The following is a 16,733-nucleotide window of genomic DNA, read 5'->3' as shown; positions in this document are numbered from 1 at the left end:
CCCCTCCCGCGGTTGGCCGGGCTCCGCCGGGGCCATGACATCGGCACACGGTGCGGAGAGAGGGGGCGAGGGGACATGAAGCCCATGGCACACCTGGGGGTGGGCATCGGCTGGCGGCCGGAGATCGCGGACGCGGTCGAGCGGCTGCCCGGCCTGGACTGGGTCGAGGTGGTGGCCGAGAACATCTGCCCGGGCCACCTGCCCGAGGCCCTGCTGCGGCTGCGGGAGCGCGGCACGCGCGTCGTGCCGCACGGGGTCTCGCTTGGCATCGGCGGCGCCGACCGGCCGGACCCGCAGAAGCTGGCGGCGCTGGCCGAGCGGGCGGTGGCGCTGGGGGCGCCGCTGGTCACCGAGCACATCGCCTTCGTAAGGACCTCCTCGCCGGCGCTGGAGGCCGGGCACCTGCTGCCGGTGCCGCGGACCCGCGACGCGCTGGACGTGCTGTGCGAGAACGTACGGATCGCGCAGGACGCGCTGCCCGTGCCCCTGGCGCTGGAGAACATCGCGGCGCTGTTCTCGTGGCCGGACGAGGAGCTGACGGAGGGGCAGTTCCTCACGGAGCTCGTCGAGCGGACCGGTGTCCGGCTGCTCATCGACGTGGCCAACCTGCACACCAACCGGGTCAACCGGGGCGAGGACCCGGCCGCCGTCCTGGACGCGATCCCGCTGGAGGCGCTCGCGTACGTGCACGTGGCGGGCGGCGTCGAGCGGGGCGGCGTCTGGCACGACACCCACGCCCACCCGGTACCGCCGGTGGTGCTCGACCTTCTGGCCGCACTGCGCTCCCGGGTGGACCCGCCGGGGGTCCTCCTGGAGCGGGACGACGACTTCCCGCCGGAGGCGGAGCTCGCGGCGGAACTGGAGGCGATCCGGGCGGTGGTGACGGCGGGCGGCACGACGAAGTCCGACGGCACCGCGGCGCGGGCCGCCGGGCCGCAGGCCGCGGCGCAGCAGGACGCCCGGCCGGAGCCCCCCGGCGCCACCGAGGCCGCCCGGACCCGGGTGGCGCTCGGGCAGGCCGCGCTGCTGTCGGCCCTGGTGGCCGGGACCCCCGTGCCCGAGGGGTTCGACCGCCCGCGCATCCGGGTGCAGGCCCGGGCGCTCGCCGCCAAGCGGGCCGATGTGGTGGCCAGGCTGGCACCGGAACTGCCCGTGATCCTGGGCGGCCGGGACCCGTACCGCGAGGCCTTCCTCGGCTATGCCAAGGGCCGCCCCATGACCGCCGGCTACCGCCGGGACGCGCTGGACTTCGCCGAACACCTGCTGGTCCGCGACCTGCCGGCCGACCCGGCCGCCCGTCGCCGTCTCACGACCTGGTGGCGGGACCGATCCGGGGCCACACCGCCCCGCCGGATCGTGCGCTGGGCCCGGGCGCTCGCGGGGAGGGCGGCATGAACCTCCTCGCCCTCATGGTCTGGATCTCCGTGATCGTCTCCAGCGTCCTCCTGCTGCGCGGGCTGCGCCGCTCGCGGCCCCCGTCGTACGGACCGGCGTCCCGCTTCCACGACCTGACGGAGGCCGCCTTCGTGGTGGGCGGCCCCGCCACCGTCGTGGACGCCGCGCTGGTCTCGATGCTCGGCGACGGCCGGCTGACGGTCGGCGGCCCGGGCATCGTCGAGGTACGGCCCGGGGCGCGGGCCTTCGACCCCGTCGAGCGCGCCGTCCTGCACGCCCACCGCGAGGGCCGCTCGGGGTGGCTGTACCAGGTGCGCTACGCCGCCATGCTCGACCCGGCCGTCCAGGAGGTCGGGGACGCCGTGGCCGCCCGCGGGCTGGTCTCCCCGCGCGGCGCCGGGCGGACCTGGCGGCGCTGGGGGCTGGTCCAGCTCACCGTGTGCGCGGTCCTGCTGCCGGTGTCACTGGTGCTGACCGCCATGGAGTACGGCCTGGACCCGGGCTACCACGTGCCGTTCATCCTGAAGGTGCTGTTCCCGCTGCTGGGCGGGATCGTCGTGGGCGCCCTCTGCGCGGCCAAGGCCCGCAGCCGGGTCACGCCGGCAGGGCAACGGGCCCTGCTCGCGATGCGCGCCCAGTACATGAACGACGGGACCCCGCACGTGCAGACCGCGCTGTTCGGGCTGCGGGGCCTGCGGGACCCGTACCTGCGCCAGCTGCTGGTGCCCGCGGCACGCAGTACGCGGCTGGCCGCGGCCCAGTCCCGGTCCCACTCCTCGGGTGCCGAGGTGGCGGCGGTGGTCTGGTGCGCATCGAGCGACGGGGGCGGCGGTGCGAGCTGCGGATCCTCGGGAGGCGGATGCTCCTCGGGCTCCGGCTGCGGCTCGGGCGGCTCCAGCTGCGGTTCTTCCGGGAGCAGCTGCGGAGGCAGCAGTTCCAGCTGCGGAGGCAGTAGCTCCAGCTGTGGCAGCAGCAGTTCGAGCTGCGGCAGTTCGTCCAGCTCGTGACGGGTGGACCGTCATGTGGGCGCCGCATCCGGAGCCCGCACCGGTGTCGCTGGACGACCGGGCAGCAAGCGCCCGCAGGGCGCTGCTGCCGCCAGTCGTCTGAACTTCCGGGCGGGATCTCCGGCTGCGTCGTTTCGGGGGCAGGGCCTCCCGATCCACCGGAGGGGGTCACCTGACGGTGTGGTCTTCCTCCGGTCCTTCCCCCCAGGGGAGGTATCAGGCGAGCCCGGCCACCAGATCGGCGACGGACTTGCGGCGCCCGGTGTAGAAGGGCACCTCTTCGCGCACGTGCATACGGGCCTCGGAGGCCCGCAGGTGACGCATCAGGTCGACGATGCGGTACAGCTCGTCCGCCTCGAAGGCCAGCAGCCACTCATAATCGCCCAGCGAGAAGGAGGCGACGGTGTTGGCGCGCACGTCGGGGTAGCCGCGGGCCATCTTGCCGTGGTCGGCGAGCATGCGGCGGCGGTCCTCGTCGGGCAGCAGGTACCAGTCGTAGCTGCGGACGAAGGGGTACACGCTGACGTAGTCGCGCGCGACCTCGTCGGCCAGGAAGGCCGGGATGTGCGACTTGTTGAACTCGGCCGGGCGGTGCAGGGCCATGTTCGACCACACCGGCTCCATCGCGCGGCCCAGCTTGGTGCGGCGGAACAGGTTGTACGCGGTCTGCAGCTCGTCCGCCGTCTCGGCGTGCCACCAGATCATGATGTCGGCGTCGGCGCGCAGGCCGGAGACGTCATAGGTGCCGCGGACGGTGATGTCCTTGGCGGCCAGCTGGTCGAACAGCTCCTGGACCTCGTCGGCGAAACCGGCGCGGTCCTCGGGGAGTACGTCCTTCAGCTTGAAGACGGACCACAGGGTGTAGCGGATGACCTCGTTGAGGTCCTTCGCCTTCTTCCCCGCGTTGGGAATCTTCTCTGGTGCAGTCATGTTCCTATTGTCCCGTGCCCTGATCAGTGGTCTGTGCCAGGGGTGCCCTCTGCGCACCGAGCCCGTCGATCACCGCGTCCACGGCCTTGCCGGCGCTCGCGATGCACGCCGGGATGCCCACCCCGTCGTAGAGCGCGCCGCACACCGCGAGGCCCGGCAGCGCGGCGACGGCGCCGCGGATCCGGGCCACCCGGCCGAGGTGCCCGACGGGGTACTGGGGCAGCCCGCCCTCCCAGCGGGTGACGGTGGAGGCGACCGGCCGGGCCGCGAGGCCGACGGCCTCGCCGAGGTCGGCGAGGGAGACGTCGACGAGCTCGCCGTCCTCGCGCCGCAGGTCCGCCTCGTCGGCGTACCGGCCCACGGAGGTGCGCAGCAGGAAGAGCTCGGGATCCGCCCCCGCCCAGGCCCACTTGTTGCTGGAGAAGGTGGACGCCTTGATGGTGCGGCCGTCCACGGGCGGTACGAGGAACCCGCTGGCGCCGCCCTCGCGGACGGCGGCCGGCAGGTCGCGGCGGCGGAAGGCCATCGTGATCAGCGCCATGGAGGCGTACGCGACGCCGCGCAGTTCGGCCGCGGCGGCGGGCGCGAGGGCGTCGAGCAGCCGGGCGGCCGGCCCGGCCGGGGTGGCCAGGACGACGCCGTCGGCCTCGAAGACCTCGGCGTCGGCCACGATCCGCCAGCCTTCAGCCGTACGGAGGACCTCGCGGACGGGGGCGCCCGTGACGAGGCGCGCTCCGGCCGAGCGGCAGGCCTCGGCCACCGCGAGCGGGAGCCGTCCGATGCCGCCGTCGAGGCCGGCGAAGACCGGACCGGCCTGCTGGGGCTGCGCCTCGGCCCTGCGCTGGAGCTCCCGTACGCCGTCGCCCAGCAGCGCGTGCGTGCGGGCGGCCTCGAACAGCTGGGGCACGGCGGCCCGCATGGAGATGCGGTAGGCGTCGCCCGCGTAGACCCCGCCGAGCAGCGGTTCCACGAGCCGGTCGACGACCTCGCGGCCGAGGCGGGCGGCGACGTACTCACCGACCGCGACGTCCTCGCCGATCTCGGCGGGCGGCAGCTCGCGCTCGGCCTCGATGCGGGCCAGGCCCTCCGGGGAGAGCACCCCGGAGGCGGCGAGCGGCGCCAGGTCCCCGGGGACCCCCATGACGTGCCCGCGCGGCATCGGCCGCAGGGCGCCGCGGGTCCACAGGTGCGCGGTGGCGGTGGCGGGCGGCTGCAGCGCGTCGCCGAGGCCCACGGCCTTGGCCAGGGCCACGGCTTCGGGGCGGCGGGCGAGCATGGATTCGGCGCCCAGGTCGACCCTGGCCCCGGCGAGCTCACCGGCGTACAGCTTGCCGCCGAGGCGCGGTCCGGCCTCCAGCAGTGTGACGCGGACGCCTTCGGCGAGCAGCCGGTGGGCTGCCGCGAGGCCCGCGATGCCGCCGCCGATGACGACGACGTGCCGGCCCCGGCCCGGTCGATCCGTACGCATGTCCGCTTCGTGCATGGACACATCGTCTCAGACCGATCTCCGAGGCCGGAACGTGACCGCATCGGGACCGGGCCGGGACCGGCGAAGCGAAACCCGCGAGGGGACGGGCGGCGTCGAAACGGCAACACCAGCCGACCTTCGGGGGTTTACACGATGCGTGCACTGCTCGGACACCGATCCGCGGCGGCCCTGACCGCCCTCTCTCTGACGGGTGCGCTCGCGCTCACCGGCTGCGGCTCGGGCGCGGACGGGGGCCGGTCCGCCTCCGGCGACAAGGCGGTGGTCGCGCCGCAGGAGGGCGCCGCCCAGCACGGCGCGGCCGCGGGCGACGCCGCGCAGGGCAAGCCGGGGGCGGCCGCGGCGGCCCCGGCGCCCGCTGACAAGAACGCGCAGCCGCCCGCGGCCGTGGTCCGCCCGAACGTCATCCGTACGGCGACGCTCGGCATCGAGACGACCGACGCGCAGAAGACCCTCGCGGCGGCCCGCACGGCGGCCGACGGGGCGGGCGGGTACGTCGGCAACGAGTCCACCAAACGCGGCGGGGACGGCCGGATGACCTCCACGCTGACCCTGCGGGTCCCCGCTGACCGCTACGACTCCGTCCTCACGGCGATGGAGGGCAGCGGCAAGCTCCTGCACCGCAAGGTCGACGCGCAGGACGTCACCGAGAAGGTCGCCGACATCGGCAGCCGCGTCGCTTCGCAGCAGGCCAGCGTGGAGCGGGTGCGGGAGATGATGGGCAAGGCCTCGGCGCTGAGCGAGGTGGTGATGCTGGAGAGCGAGCTGAGCCGGCGCCAGTCGGACCTGGAATCGCTGCTGGCGCAGCAGTCGGCGCTCAAGGACCGGACCTCGATGGGCACGATCACGCTGGAGGTCTCCGAGCCGGCCCCGGAGCCGGCGGCGAAGGAGGAGGAGAAGGAGCCCACCTTCCTCGGCGCCCTGCACGGCGGCTGGGAGGTCTTCACGACGCTCGTGCGCTACCTGGTGGTGGCGGTGGGCGCGCTGCTGCCGTTCGCGCTGACGGCCGCACTGCTGGGGCTGGGGTTCCGGCTGTACCGCAGGTTCCGTCCGGCGGCCCCGAAGGCGGGCACGGTCCCGAAGGCAGGAACGGTCCCGGGGCGGGCCCCGGTGCCGGCGGCCCGGCCGGCGGAGACCGCGGACACCGGGGAGCAGATCCAGGACTGAACGCGCGTTCGCACGTAGCGTGTTCGTCATCCGATGGACGGCGGCGAAGGGGCGGTGCGGGCGATGACGGCGACGAGGACGACGAAGCCGACGGAACGGCTGGTGGTGGTCGGCGGGGACGCGGCGGGGATGTCCGCCGCGTCACAGGCCCGCAGGCTCAAGGGGCCGGCGGAGCTGGAGATCGTCGCCTTCGAGCGCGGCCACTTCACCTCCTACTCCGCGTGCGGGATCCCTTACTGGATCGGCGGCCTGGTCGGCGAGCGCGACGACCTGATCGCCCGCAGCCCCGAGGAGCACCGCGCCCGCCACATCGACCTGCGCACCCGCACGGAGGTCGTGGAGCTCGATCCGGCCGGATCCCGGGTGCGCGCCCGGGATCTGGACAGCGGATCCGAATCCTGGACGCATTACGACAAGCTGGTCCTGGCGACGGGCGCCCGCCCGGTCCGCCCCCGCCTTCCCGGCATCGGCGCGCACGGGGTCCACGGCGTCCAGACCCTGGACGACGGCCAGCGCCTCATGACCACGCTGGACCGGGAGGAGGGGCGGGAGCGCACCGGGCGCCGCCGGGCGGTCGTGGTCGGCGCCGGCTACATCGGCGTGGAGATGGCCGAGGCCCTGATCGGGCGGGACTACGAGGTCACCGTCCTGTACCGGGGCGAGCAACCGATGGCCACGCTGGACCCGGACATGGGCGGCCTGGTGCACAGCGCCATGAACGGCATGGGGATCCGTACGGTCGGCCGGGCAGAGGTCACGAAGATCCTCACCGACGACCACGGCCGGGCCCGCGCGGTGGCCACGGCGACGGGCGAGGAGTACGAGGCGGACGTGGTCGTGCTCGGCATCGGGGTCGAGCCCCGTACCGCCCTGGCCCGCGCGGCGGGCCTGCCGCTCGGGCCGTCGGGCGGCATCCTCACGGACCTGTCGATGCGGGTGCGGGGCCACGAGGACATCTGGGCGGGCGGTGACTGCGTGGAGGTCATGGACCTGATCGCGGGCCGCACCCGGCACATCCCGCTGGGCACGCACGCCAACAAGCACGGGCAGGTCATCGGGTCGGGCGTGGCCGGCGGCTACGCGACGTTCCCGGGCGTCGTCGGTACGGCGGTGAGCAAGGTCTGCGAATTGGAGATCGCCCGGACGGGTCTGCGCGAGCGGGACGCCCGGGAGGCGGGCCTGCGCTTCGTGACGGCCACGATCAGCTCCACCAACACGGCGGGCTACTACCCGGGCGCGGCGCAGATGACGGTGAAGATGCTCGCGGAACAGCGCACGGGCCGGCTGCTGGGCCTTCAGATCGTCGGCGGCCCGGGCTCCGCGAAGCGTGTCGACGTCGCGGCCGTCGCCCTGACGGCGGGTATGACGGTGGAGCAGGTCGTGTCCCTCGACCTGGGCTACGCCCCGCCGTTCTCTCCGGTGTGGGACCCGGTCCTGGTGGCGGCCCGCAAAGCCGTGTCCGCCGTGCGGGCGGCGGGGGTGTAGGCGGCCCTGCGGGGCTGTTCCCCGCCCGGCCCTTCCACTATTCCTTGGGGCTCCGCCCCAAACCCCGCGGCCGTGCCCCGGGAAACGGTGAAAGGGCGGGGCGGGGAACAGCCCCGCAGACACCCCCTAGCTCTGCGTACGGATGTGGACGTACTCCACCAGGCGGGTCAGGGCGTCGGGGTCCGTCGTCGGGAGGACGCCGTGGCCCAGGTTGAACACGTGACCCTCCAGCCCTGCAGCGGCGGTCAGGACCTCGTCGGTCTTGGCCCGCACGGCCTCCTCGGTGGAGAAGAGCACGGCCGGGTCCAGGTTGCCCTGGAGCGCCTTGCCCGGGCCGACCCGGCGGGCCGCCTCGTCGAGCGAGACCCGGTAGTCGACGCCCACGACGTCCGCGCCGGCCTCGCCCATGAGGCCGAGGAGTTCGCCCGTGCCCACGCCGAAGTGGATCCGGGGGACCCCGTAGGAGGCGACGGACTGCAGGACCTTCGCCGAGGCGGGCATGACGGAGCGGCGGTAGTCCGCCGGGGCGAGCGCGCCGACCCAGGAGTCGAAGAGCTGGACGGCGGAGGCGCCGGCCTCGATCTGGACCTTCAGGAAGGCGGAGGTGATCTCCGCGAGGCGGTCCAGCAGGTCGGCCCACAGCTGCGGGTCCCCGTACATGAGGGCCTTGGTGTGCTCGTGGTTCTTCGAGGGGCCGCCCTCGACCAGGTAGCTCGCGAGGGTGAACGGCGCACCCGCGAAGCCGATCAACGGAGTGGAGCCCAGTTCACCCGTGAGCATGCCGATCGCCTCGGTGACGTACGAGACGTCCTCAGGGGTGAGGTCGCGCAGCTGTGCGAGGTCCTCGCGGCGGCGGATCGGCTGGGCCACGACCGGGCCGATGCCCGGCTTGATGTCCAGGTCGACACCGATGGCCTTGAGCGGGACCACGATGTCGGAGAAGAAGATCGCCGCGTCGACGTTGTGGCGCCGCACCGGCTGCATGGTGATCTCGGTGACCAGGTCGGGGCGCATGCAGGACTCCAGCATCTGGGTGCCCTCGCGCAGTTTCCGGTACTCCGGGAGCGAGCGCCCCGCCTGCCGCATGAACCACACCGGGGTGTGCGGCACCGGCTCGCGCCGGCACGCCTTCAGGAAGGCGGAATCGTACGTCTGACTCGGCTGGCCCTGGGGGGTCTCGTTGGCGCTCACGGTCCAAATCTTCGCACGTATGAAGAAGCGCCCGGCAAGGCGCGGGTGTCCCTGCGCCGTACGGGCGCTCGTTCCGCCTAGTCTTCCCGGCATGGCTGCGGCTCAGGGACGATTTTCAGATGGCGCTGACGGTATGGACAGCGCGGAGGAGAGCTCCGTCCCCCTCCCGTTCCGGCGGGCGGTCGACGGCTTGAAGAAGGCTCGGCTGCGTGCGGGGATCGAGATCGACCCCACGAAGCCGCCCCAGAGACTGGCCCCGCACGCCTACGCGCTGGAGGCCGCAGTCGTGGACGGCGAGGACGACCTGGCCGACGGCCGGCTCATCCTGCTCCACGACCCGGCCGGGCACGACGCCTGGCAGGGGACCTTCCGGCTGGTGACGCTCGTGCGGGCCGAGCTGGAGCCGGAGATGGCCGCGGACCCGCTCCTGCCGGAGGTCTGCTGGTCCTGGCTGACGGGGGCGCTGGACGCGCGCGGACTGACGTACGGGGAGGCGAGCGGCACCGTGACCATGGCGAGCTCGCACTACTTCGGCGGGCTCGCGGAGCGGCGTCCCGCGACGCAGATCGAGATCAGAGCCTCGTGGACGCCGCGCGAGGGGGTGGGCGGGGTGCCGGACACCTCGGCGCACCTGTCGGCGTGGTGCGAACTGCTGTGCCAGATCGCCGGGCTGCCGCCGGTGGGCCCGACGGACTCCGTCACGGGCGTGGTCTGCCTGCCGCAGCGACGCGGTCCGCACCACAAGTAGGCCCCCACCCTTCCACCCCGGGCCGGGCGCACGGCCGCCCCGCGCGGCCGCTCCCGTACGGCCGTTCCCGTACGGGCCGCTCCCGCACGCCCGTCGGAACGCGCGAACGGCCGATCGAAGCCCCGGGGAGGGCTGTCGCAAGGCGGCGTCCGGTGCGGGCTTCTGATCACCCTATGATCGATCGTGCGTCCGAATTGCCCGAATTGTTACTCACCAAATCGTGATCATTCCCTAAAGCCGAGCGGGTGACGTGCCGAAGGAGTCAGTGACCATCCGCACGGTTCGCACCGGCTTCCTTCCCCGAGCCGGCCGTCCCGCCACTCCCCCAGGAGGCCTAGGTGTCCGTTCTTCTCGAGCAGCCCGCAAGCCTGGTCGCCTACCGCCCGAACAAGCCGACGGCCATGGTCGTCGTGGCCGACCCGCGCGTCCGCTCCACCGTGACCCGCCATCTGTGGGCCCTCGGAGTACGTGACGTGATCGAGGCGTCGTCCATCGCGGAGGCCCGCCCCCGCGTCGGCAGCCCGCGCGACATCTGCGTGGCCGACGTACACCTGCCCGACGGCTCCGGCCTGACCCTGCTCTCCGAGACCCGCGCCGCCGGCTGGCCCAACGGCCTGGCCCTGTCCGCCGCCGACGACATCGGCGCCGTACGCAACGCCCTCGCGGGCGGAGTCAAGGGCTACGTCGTCACCGGTACGCGCACCAACATCGGGCTCCCCACCCGGCCCGGCGCCGCCCCCATCGGCGCTGCCGCCGCCCGCATGCACCGCCGCCCCCCGGGTGCCCCGAGCCACCCGGGCGGCTACCGAGAGCTCTCCGGCCGCGAGGTCGAGGTCCTGCGCCTCGTCGCGGAGGGCCAGTCCAACAAGGCCATCGGCGTCTCGATGGGCCTGTCCGCCCTGACCGTCAAGTCCCACCTCGCCCGCATCGCCCGCAAGCTGGGCACCGGTGACCGCGCCGGAATGGTCGCCGTGGCGCTGCGCACCGGGATCATCCACTGACCGCGGGCCGGCCGCCCCGGATAACCCTCCGGGTCCCCCGCGCGGCTCCCGGCATACCGATCGCGCCCGTCGACGGAACGTTCCGGCGACGGGTGCGTCGTATCCACGGATACCCTTGACCGGTGACCGACGCCCAAGAGACCGCAGCAGACCTGCGCACCACCACCGGGGGCGGCCCCCCGGACGAAGTCGTCAGATCGTCCGATGGGCCGATTCCCCTGCTGGAACCCCGCGAGGGGATCCCTCCCGTGGTCGCCGACGCCGACGCCCTCGCCCGAGTGGTCGCGGCGTTCGCCGCGGGCACCGGCCCCGTCGCCGTCGACGCCGAGCGGGCCTCCGGATACCGCTACGGCCAGCGCGCCTACCTGGTGCAGCTGCGCCGCGAGGGTGCGGGGTCCGCGCTGATCGACCCCGTGGGCTGCCCCGATCTGTCCACCCTGGGCGAGGCCCTGTCCGGTACGGAGTGGATCCTGCACGCCGCCACCCAGGACCTGCCGTGCCTGCGGGAAATAGGCATGGTGCCCACCTCCCTGTTCGACACCGAGCTGGCCGGCCGCCTCGCCGGTTTCCCGCGCGTCGGGCTCGGCGCGATGGTCGAGAGCGTGCTGGGCTACGCGCTGGAGAAGGGGCACTCCGCCGTCGACTGGTCCACCCGCCCGCTGCCGGAGCCGTGGCTGCGCTACGCCGCCCTGGACGTGGAGCTCCTGGTGGACCTGCGGGACGCGCTGGAGAAGGAGCTGGACCGGCAGGGCAAGCTGGACTGGGCCCACCAGGAGTTCGACGCCATCGCCTCCGCTCCGCCCGCCCCGCCGCGCAAGGACCCGTGGCGCCGTACGTCCGGCATGCACAAGGTGCGCCGGCGCCGGCAGATGGCGGTCGTACGGGAGCTGTGGGAGTCCCGGGACCGGATCGCGCAGCGGCGGGACGTGTCGCCCGGCAAGGTGCTGGGCGACGCCGCGATCGTCGAGGCGGCTCTGGCCCTGCCGGCGAACGTGCAGTCCCTCTCCGCCCTACCCGGCTACGGGCAGCGGATGGGCCGGCGTCAGCTGGACCAGTGGATGGCCGCCGTGGACCGGGCCAGGGCCCTGCCCGAGAACGAGCTGCCGCAGCCGGGGGCGACCCCGGCCGGTCCGCCGCCGCCGCGCTCCTGGGTCGACAAGGACCCGGCGGCCGCGGCCCGGCTGTCGGCGGCCCGCGCCGCCGTCTCCACGCTGGCGGAGGGGCTGAACCTGCCCCAGGAGAACCTGATCGCCCCCGACACGGTCCGCCGCCTGTGCTGGGAGCCGCCGCAGCGGCTCGAAGCGGACGCGGTGGCCGAGGCCCTGGCGGCCCACGGCGCCCGCCCGTGGCAGGTCGAGCAGGTGACGGCCGCGCTGGTGACCGCCCTGGCGGCGACCGCCTGACCCGCGCGCCCGACACCGTACGCCTCCGACGGGGCCCTCACTCCAGGGGAGTGAGGGCCCCGTCCTCGTCCCTGTAGTAGCTGCCGGTCTTGACGCCGTCGACCTTGCCGAACCGCAGCCAGTGCTCGGACATGGTGTGCACGTCGTTCGCGACGCGCTCCCAGGGCGCCTGGTGCCCCGCGCAGGCGATCCGGAACATCAGCTTGGTCCGCTCAGGGATGGTCTTGTAGAGCTCGGGGACCGAGAAGTACAGCAGGCCCAGGTCGGGCGCGGTGTTCACGATCGTGTCGTGCTCCCCGTACACGATGCACACGGGCACCGCCGCGCCGAGGACCCCGTGAAGCGGCACGGTGGTCTTGTTCCACCCCCACCAGTAGGAGTTGCGGACGCGATTGAGCCCCTGCGGGGCCGGGTCGGTGGGTGACACCACGGGTCCCCAGCCGGCACCGACCGAATCGACGGCCTTGACCGCATCCCACACCTTGTCGACCATGTCGGCCTCGCGCTGTTCGGGGCACTTCAGTTCCCTGTCCCACGTGGCTTCGAAGCCGCCCTTCGCGCCGACGGTCATCGGGAAGTCGAAGACGCCCGGGGTGGACACCGGCAGGTTCACCGGCGCGCCGAAGTCGGTCCCGGGCGCGCTCGCCCTGCCCTGCGGCGGGAAGATCGGGGCCAGCAGGAAGAGGCTGCGGACCTTGTCGGGGTGCTGGATGGCATAGGGCCCGAGCTGCTGGGAGGCCGCGGACCAGCCGATGAGGTCGACCTTGGTGGCGCCGGTCTTGTCGAGTACGAAGTCGACCACCTTGTCGACCTCGTCCCAGTCGCTCTGGGAGTTGTTCAGCTGGTGGGCGTAGTTCGGCGGGGTCAGGTCCGTGGTCGCGTTGGGGTGGGGGACGAGGAGCCGTCGCTGGGCGACGGTGGGCTGGACGTTCTGCCAGTCGGCCATCTTGGGACGGGTCGACAGTCCTGAGCCCTGGAGTTCCATCACGAAGACGTCGAACTTGGCCTTCGCCAGCTCCTCGGCCCAGCTGTACCTCTTGTACTGCAGGTCGAAGCCCACCACGGCCGGCACGCTCCTGCCGTGGAGCATCAGGACGGGCCTGCTCTGTTCGCCGCCGGGCGTGCCGTTGCGCCGGCGCACGAAGAGCTTGACCGGCTCGCCCGCGTTCGCCGGGATGGTCGAGGTGTGTTCCACGTAGTAGTCCGTGAGGACGGGTGCCGCCATGGCGGTGCTCCGTTCGGTCGGCCGCGTCCCGGGGTGGTCCGGGGCCCGGCCAGAATCGGCAAGCGGGTGGGCACTGCGGCGCCGACAGGCCGCCGGGGCGGGGTTGCGACCCGTTCGGGTCGCCCCGGGCGCTCCGATCGGCCGGGCGCGCGGCGGGGGCGCGTGGGGGCTCGCGCGGGACGGGCGAGTGTGACCTTCGCCGCTGTTCGGGGAGGGGGTGTCCACATGGGTTACCCGCAAGTAGCATGGGCCAGGTGAGCGGGCGCTCAGCAATGCGTGCCGAGCCGCCCCCGCGCAGCAGTGCACACCCGCACCTGGAGGAGAGCCAACGTGCCTCGTACCGTCAGGGACGTCGTCTTCGTCGACGGCGTCCGCACCCCGTTCGGCAAGGCGGGCCCGAAGGGCATCTACCACGAGACCCGCGCCGACGACCTCGTCGTGAAGGCGATCCGGGAGCTGCTGCGCCGCAACCCGGACCTGGACCCCGCGAAGATCGACGAGGTCGCCATCGCCGCGACCACGCAGATCGGTGACCAGGGCCTGACGCTGGGCCGTACCGCCGGCATCCTCGCGGGCCTCCCGCAGTCCGTCCCGGGCTACTCCATCGACCGCATGTGCGCCGGCGCGCTGACCGCCGTGACCGCCGTCGCGGGCGGCGTGGCCTTCGGTGCGTACGACGTCGCCCTCGCCGGCGGTGTCGAGCACATGGGCCGCCACCCCATGGGCGAGGGTGTGGACCCGAACCCGCGCTTCGTCTCCGAGAAGCTGGTCGACGAGTCCGCCCTGTTCATGGGCATGACCGCCGAGAACCTGCACGACCGGTACCCGACGATCACCAAGCTCCGCGCCGACGAGTACGCCGTGCGCTCGCAGGAGAAGGCCGCCAAGGCGTACGCCGACGGCAAGATCCAGCAGGACCTGGTCCCGATCTCGGTGCGCAACACCAACGAGGCGGCCGGTGAGACGGGCTGGGGCCTGGTCACCACCGACGAGCCGATGCGCCCGGGCACCACGCTGGAGAACCTGGCCGGCCTGAAGACCCCGTTCCGTACGCACGGCCGGGTCACCGCGGGCAACGCCGCCGGTCTCAACGACGGTGCCACCGCCGCGATCATCGCGTCCGAGGACTTCGCCCGCGAGAACAACCTCCCGGTCAAGATGCGCCTCGTCTCGTACTCCTTCGCGGGTGTCGAGCCCGAGGTCATGGGCTACGGCCCGATCCCGGCCACCGAGAAGGCCCTGGCCCAGGCCGGCCTGACGATCGACGACATCGGTCTCTTCGAGATCAACGAGGCCTTCGCGGTCCAGGTCCTCGCGTTCCTGGAGCACTACGGCATCGCCGACGACGACGCCCGCGTGAACCAGTACGGCGGCGCCATCGCCTTCGGTCACCCGCTGGCCTCCTCGGGCGTGCGCCTGATGACGCAGCTGGCCCGTCAGTTCGAGGAGCAGCCGCACGTCCGCTACGGCCTGACCACCATGTGCGTCGGCTTCGGCATGGGCGCCACGGTCATCTGGGAGAACCCGAACTTCAACGCCGAGGGAGACTCCAAGTGAGCACCACCGCTGAGCTCCTGAAGGGCGCGGCCGAGCTGTTCCCGGACGAGGTCGTCACGTCCGCGCACGTCCGCCACCTGGACCTGCCGTTCGGCGCGGGGCGCTTCGCGCTCATCACGCTGGACAACGGCTTCGACCACACCAAGCCGACCACCTTCGGCCCGCAGTCCCTCGCCAACCTGAACGCGGCGATCGACCAGGTCGAGCAGGAGGCCCTCGCGGGCTCCATCGTCGGCGCGGGCATCACCGGCAAGCCGTTCATCTTCGCGGTCGGCGCCGACCTCAAGGGCGTCGAGCTGCTGAAGAAGCACGACGAGGCGCTCGCCATCGGCAAGGGCGGCCACGACGTCTTCAAGCGTCTGGCGGCCCTCGCGGTCCCGACCTTCGCCTACTACAACGGCGCGGCGATGGGCGGCGGCGTCGAGGTCGGTCTGCACTGCACCTACCGCACCGTCTCGAAGGCCATCCCGGCCTTCTCGCTGCCCGAGGTCTTCCTCGGCCTGGTTCCCGGCTGGGGCGGCTGCACCATCCTGCCGAACCTGATCGGCGCGGACCGCGCGGTCTCGGTGATCATCGAGAACTCGCTCAACCAGAACAAGCAGCTGCGCGGCAAGCAGGTCTTCGACCTGGGCATCGCGGACGCGCTGTTCGAGGGCGCGGACTTCCTGGAGCAGTCCCTCATCTGGACCTCGAAGGTCCTCAAGGGCGAGACCGAGGTCGTACGCGACGAGATCGACCGCGGCGAGGGCTGGGACGCGGCCGTGGCCCGCGGCCGTGCCATCGCGGACTCCAAGGTGCACGGCGCCGCCCCGGCCGCCTACCGCGCGCTGGAGATCATCGAGGCGTCCAAGGACGGCGACCTGCAGAAGGGCTTCGACGCCGAGGACACGGCCCTGGCCGACCTCATCATGGGCGGCGAGCTGCGCTCCGGCATCTACGCCTTCAACCTGGTCCAGAAGCGCGGCAAGCGCCCGGCCGGTGCCCCCGACAAGTCGCTGGCGCGCCCGGTCACCAAGGTCGGCGTCGTCGGCGCGGGCCTGATGGCCTCGCAGCTGGCGCTGCTGTTCCTGCGCCGCCTGGAGGTGCCGGTGGTCCTCACCGACATCGACCAGGAGCGCGTGGACAAGGGTGTGGGCTACGTCCACGCCGAGATCCAGAAGCTGCTCGGCAAGGGCCGCATCAACCAGGACAAGGCCAACCGCCTGACCGCCCTGGTGACCGGCGTCCTGGACAAGGCCGAGGGCTTCGCGGACGCGGACTTCATCATCGAGGCCGTGTTCGAGGAGATGTCGGTCAAGCAGAAGGTGTTCGCGGAGGTCGAGGCGGTCGCCCCGGCGCACGCGATCCTCGCCACCAACACCTCCTCGCTGTCGGTGTCGGAGATGGCCTCCAAGCTCCAGCACCCGGAGCGCGTGGTCGGCTTCCACTTCTTCAACCCGGTCGCGATCCTCCCGCTGCTGGAGATCGTCCGCGGTGAGCAGACCGACGACGCCTCGCTGGCCACGGCCTTCGGTGTCGCCAAGAAGCTGAAGAAGACCGCGGTGCTGACCAAGGACGCCCCGGCGTTCGTCGTGAACCGCATCCTGACCCGCTTCATGGGCGAGATCCAGAACGTCATCGACGAGGGCACCCCGGTGGCCACGGCGGAGAAGGCCATCGAGCCGCTCGGCCTGCCGATGTCCCCGCTGGTCCTCCTGGAGCTCGTGGGCCCGGCGATCGGTCTGCACGTCTCCGAGACCCTGAACCGCGCCTTCCCGGAGCGTTTCACCGTCTCCCCCAACCTGAAGCGGGTCGTCGAGGCCGGCAAGCGCGGCTTCTACGTCTACTCGGCGGAGAACGGCTTCAAGCCGGAGCTCGACCCCGAGGTCGCCGCCCTCCTGGTGCAGGGCGACTCCGTCCTGACGGAGGAGCAGGTCCGCGACCGCGTCCTGGACGCGGTGGCGCAGGAGATCGGCCTGATGCTGGAGGAGGGTGTCGTGGCCGAGGCCCAGGACATCGACCTCTGCCTCATCACCGGTGCGGGCTGGCCCTTCCACCTGGGCGGCATCACGCCGTACCTGGACCGCGAGGGCGTCTCGGAGCGCGTGAACGGCAAGAAGTTCCTCGCCCCCGGCCTGGCGAGCGTCCCGGCCTAGTCC

The 16,733-nt window shown here is 72.9% G+C and carries 13 protein-coding genes; 9 read left to right on the top strand and 4 right to left on the bottom strand.

Annotation, left to right across the window (positions count from 1 at the left end; translation table 11 throughout):
- Positions 1-84 precede the first annotated feature (84 nt).
- Complete coding sequence (locus tag AC07DU_RS19760) at positions 85-1,395, top strand: MbnB/TglH/ChrH family RiPP precursor modification enzyme (protein WP_479032522.1); 1,311 nt, start codon at positions 85-87, stop codon at positions 1,393-1,395.
- The gene (locus tag AC07DU_RS19755) at positions 1,392-2,402 is read left to right on the top strand and encodes a TIGR04222 domain-containing membrane protein (protein WP_479112625.1); all 1,011 of its coding nucleotides are present in this window, start codon (positions 1,392-1,394) and stop codon (positions 2,400-2,402) included. The genes AC07DU_RS19760 and AC07DU_RS19755 overlap by 4 nt, the downstream gene beginning before the upstream one ends.
- A 216-nt stretch (positions 2,403-2,618) precedes the next feature.
- On the opposite strand, the gene hemQ is transcribed toward AC07DU_RS19755, so the two are convergent.
- Both hemQ and hemG read right to left on the bottom strand, forming a co-directional pair.
- On the bottom strand, positions 2,619-3,332 hold the full coding sequence (gene hemQ / locus AC07DU_RS19750; RefSeq protein WP_030032685.1) for a hydrogen peroxide-dependent heme synthase: 714 nt from the start codon (positions 3,330-3,332) through the stop codon (positions 2,619-2,621).
- Between the two features lie 4 nt (positions 3,333-3,336).
- On the bottom strand, positions 3,337-4,815 hold the full coding sequence (hemG, locus tag AC07DU_RS19745) for a protoporphyrinogen oxidase (RefSeq protein ID WP_479032033.1): 1,479 nt from the start codon (positions 4,813-4,815) through the stop codon (positions 3,337-3,339).
- 138 nt (positions 4,816-4,953) lie between these two features.
- Here hemG and AC07DU_RS19740 point away from each other — a divergent pair, with 138 nt between their 5' ends.
- Positions 4,954-5,985 (top strand): DUF4349 domain-containing protein, encoded by a 1,032-nt coding sequence (locus tag AC07DU_RS19740; RefSeq protein WP_479112623.1) that lies wholly within the window; start codon positions 4,954-4,956, stop codon positions 5,983-5,985.
- Between the two features lie 63 nt (positions 5,986-6,048).
- The gene (locus tag AC07DU_RS19735; RefSeq protein ID WP_479112621.1) at positions 6,049-7,470 is read left to right on the top strand and encodes an FAD-dependent oxidoreductase; all 1,422 of its coding nucleotides are present in this window, start codon (positions 6,049-6,051) and stop codon (positions 7,468-7,470) included.
- Positions 7,471-7,596: 126 nt separating this feature from the next.
- On the opposite strand, the gene hemE is transcribed toward AC07DU_RS19735, so the two are convergent.
- Positions 7,597-8,661: a uroporphyrinogen decarboxylase gene (gene hemE, locus AC07DU_RS19730; protein WP_479112619.1), complete on the bottom strand. Its 1,065-nt coding sequence runs from the start codon at positions 8,659-8,661 to the stop codon at positions 7,597-7,599.
- Between the two features lie 91 nt (positions 8,662-8,752).
- On the opposite strand from hemE, the gene AC07DU_RS19725 reads away from it, so the two are divergent.
- The 3 genes from AC07DU_RS19725 to AC07DU_RS19715 all read left to right on the top strand — a co-directional run bounded on the left by AC07DU_RS19725 (position 8,753) and on the right by AC07DU_RS19715 (position 11,813).
- A complete protein-coding gene (locus AC07DU_RS19725) occupies positions 8,753-9,409 on the top strand; it encodes a DUF3000 domain-containing protein (RefSeq protein WP_360896288.1) in 657 nt (218 codons plus the stop codon).
- Between the two features lie 338 nt (positions 9,410-9,747).
- On the top strand, positions 9,748-10,410 hold the full coding sequence (locus AC07DU_RS19720; protein WP_007267191.1) for a helix-turn-helix transcriptional regulator: 663 nt from the start codon (positions 9,748-9,750) through the stop codon (positions 10,408-10,410).
- A 122-nt stretch (positions 10,411-10,532) separates the two neighbouring features.
- The gene (locus AC07DU_RS19715; protein ID WP_366864285.1) at positions 10,533-11,813 is read left to right on the top strand and encodes a ribonuclease D; all 1,281 of its coding nucleotides are present in this window, start codon (positions 10,533-10,535) and stop codon (positions 11,811-11,813) included.
- A gap of 37 nt (positions 11,814-11,850) precedes the next feature.
- Here AC07DU_RS19715 and AC07DU_RS19710 read toward each other — a convergent pair whose 3' ends face one another.
- Complete coding sequence (locus AC07DU_RS19710; protein ID WP_479032045.1) at positions 11,851-13,038, bottom strand: alpha/beta fold hydrolase; 1,188 nt, start codon at positions 13,036-13,038, stop codon at positions 11,851-11,853.
- A gap of 330 nt (positions 13,039-13,368) precedes the next feature.
- Here AC07DU_RS19710 and AC07DU_RS19705 point away from each other — a divergent pair, with 330 nt between their 5' ends.
- Both AC07DU_RS19705 and AC07DU_RS19700 read left to right on the top strand, forming a co-directional pair.
- Positions 13,369-14,595, top strand: a complete 1,227-nt coding sequence (locus AC07DU_RS19705; protein WP_360896297.1) for a thiolase family protein — start codon at positions 13,369-13,371, stop codon at positions 14,593-14,595.
- Positions 14,592-16,730, top strand: coding sequence for a 3-hydroxyacyl-CoA dehydrogenase NAD-binding domain-containing protein (locus AC07DU_RS19700; protein WP_360896300.1), 2,139 nt, complete (start codon positions 14,592-14,594; stop codon positions 16,728-16,730). The genes AC07DU_RS19705 and AC07DU_RS19700 overlap by 4 nt, the downstream gene beginning before the upstream one ends.
- The last annotated feature ends 3 nt before the right edge of the window (positions 16,731-16,733 follow it).

Source organism: Streptomyces sp. NPDC045695 (assembly GCF_056432025.1).
This window is presented reverse-complemented; position numbering and strand designations above follow the sequence as displayed.

What these genes read in the sequence shown, in the direction of transcription:
- AC07DU_RS19760 (WP_479032522.1), top strand. Translation starts at nt 85, where the DNA reads ATGGCACACCTGGGGGTGGGCATCGGCTGGCGGCCGGAGATCGCGGAC.
- AC07DU_RS19755 (WP_479112625.1), top strand. Translation starts at nt 1,392, where the DNA reads ATGAACCTCCTCGCCCTCATGGTCTGGATCTCCGTGATCGTCTCCAGC.
- hemQ (WP_030032685.1), bottom strand. Translation starts at nt 3,332, where the DNA reads ATGACTGCACCAGAGAAGATTCCCAACGCGGGGAAGAAGGCGAAGGAC.
- hemG (WP_479032033.1), bottom strand. Translation starts at nt 4,815, where the DNA reads ATGCACGAAGCGGACATGCGTACGGATCGACCGGGCCGGGGCCGGCAC.
- AC07DU_RS19740 (WP_479112623.1), top strand. Translation starts at nt 4,954, where the DNA reads ATGCGTGCACTGCTCGGACACCGATCCGCGGCGGCCCTGACCGCCCTC.
- AC07DU_RS19735 (WP_479112621.1), top strand. Translation starts at nt 6,049, where the DNA reads ATGACGGCGACGAGGACGACGAAGCCGACGGAACGGCTGGTGGTGGTC.
- AC07DU_RS19725 (WP_360896288.1), top strand. Translation starts at nt 8,753, where the DNA reads ATGGCTGCGGCTCAGGGACGATTTTCAGATGGCGCTGACGGTATGGAC.
- AC07DU_RS19710 (WP_479032045.1), bottom strand. Translation starts at nt 13,038, where the DNA reads ATGGCGGCACCCGTCCTCACGGACTACTACGTGGAACACACCTCGACC.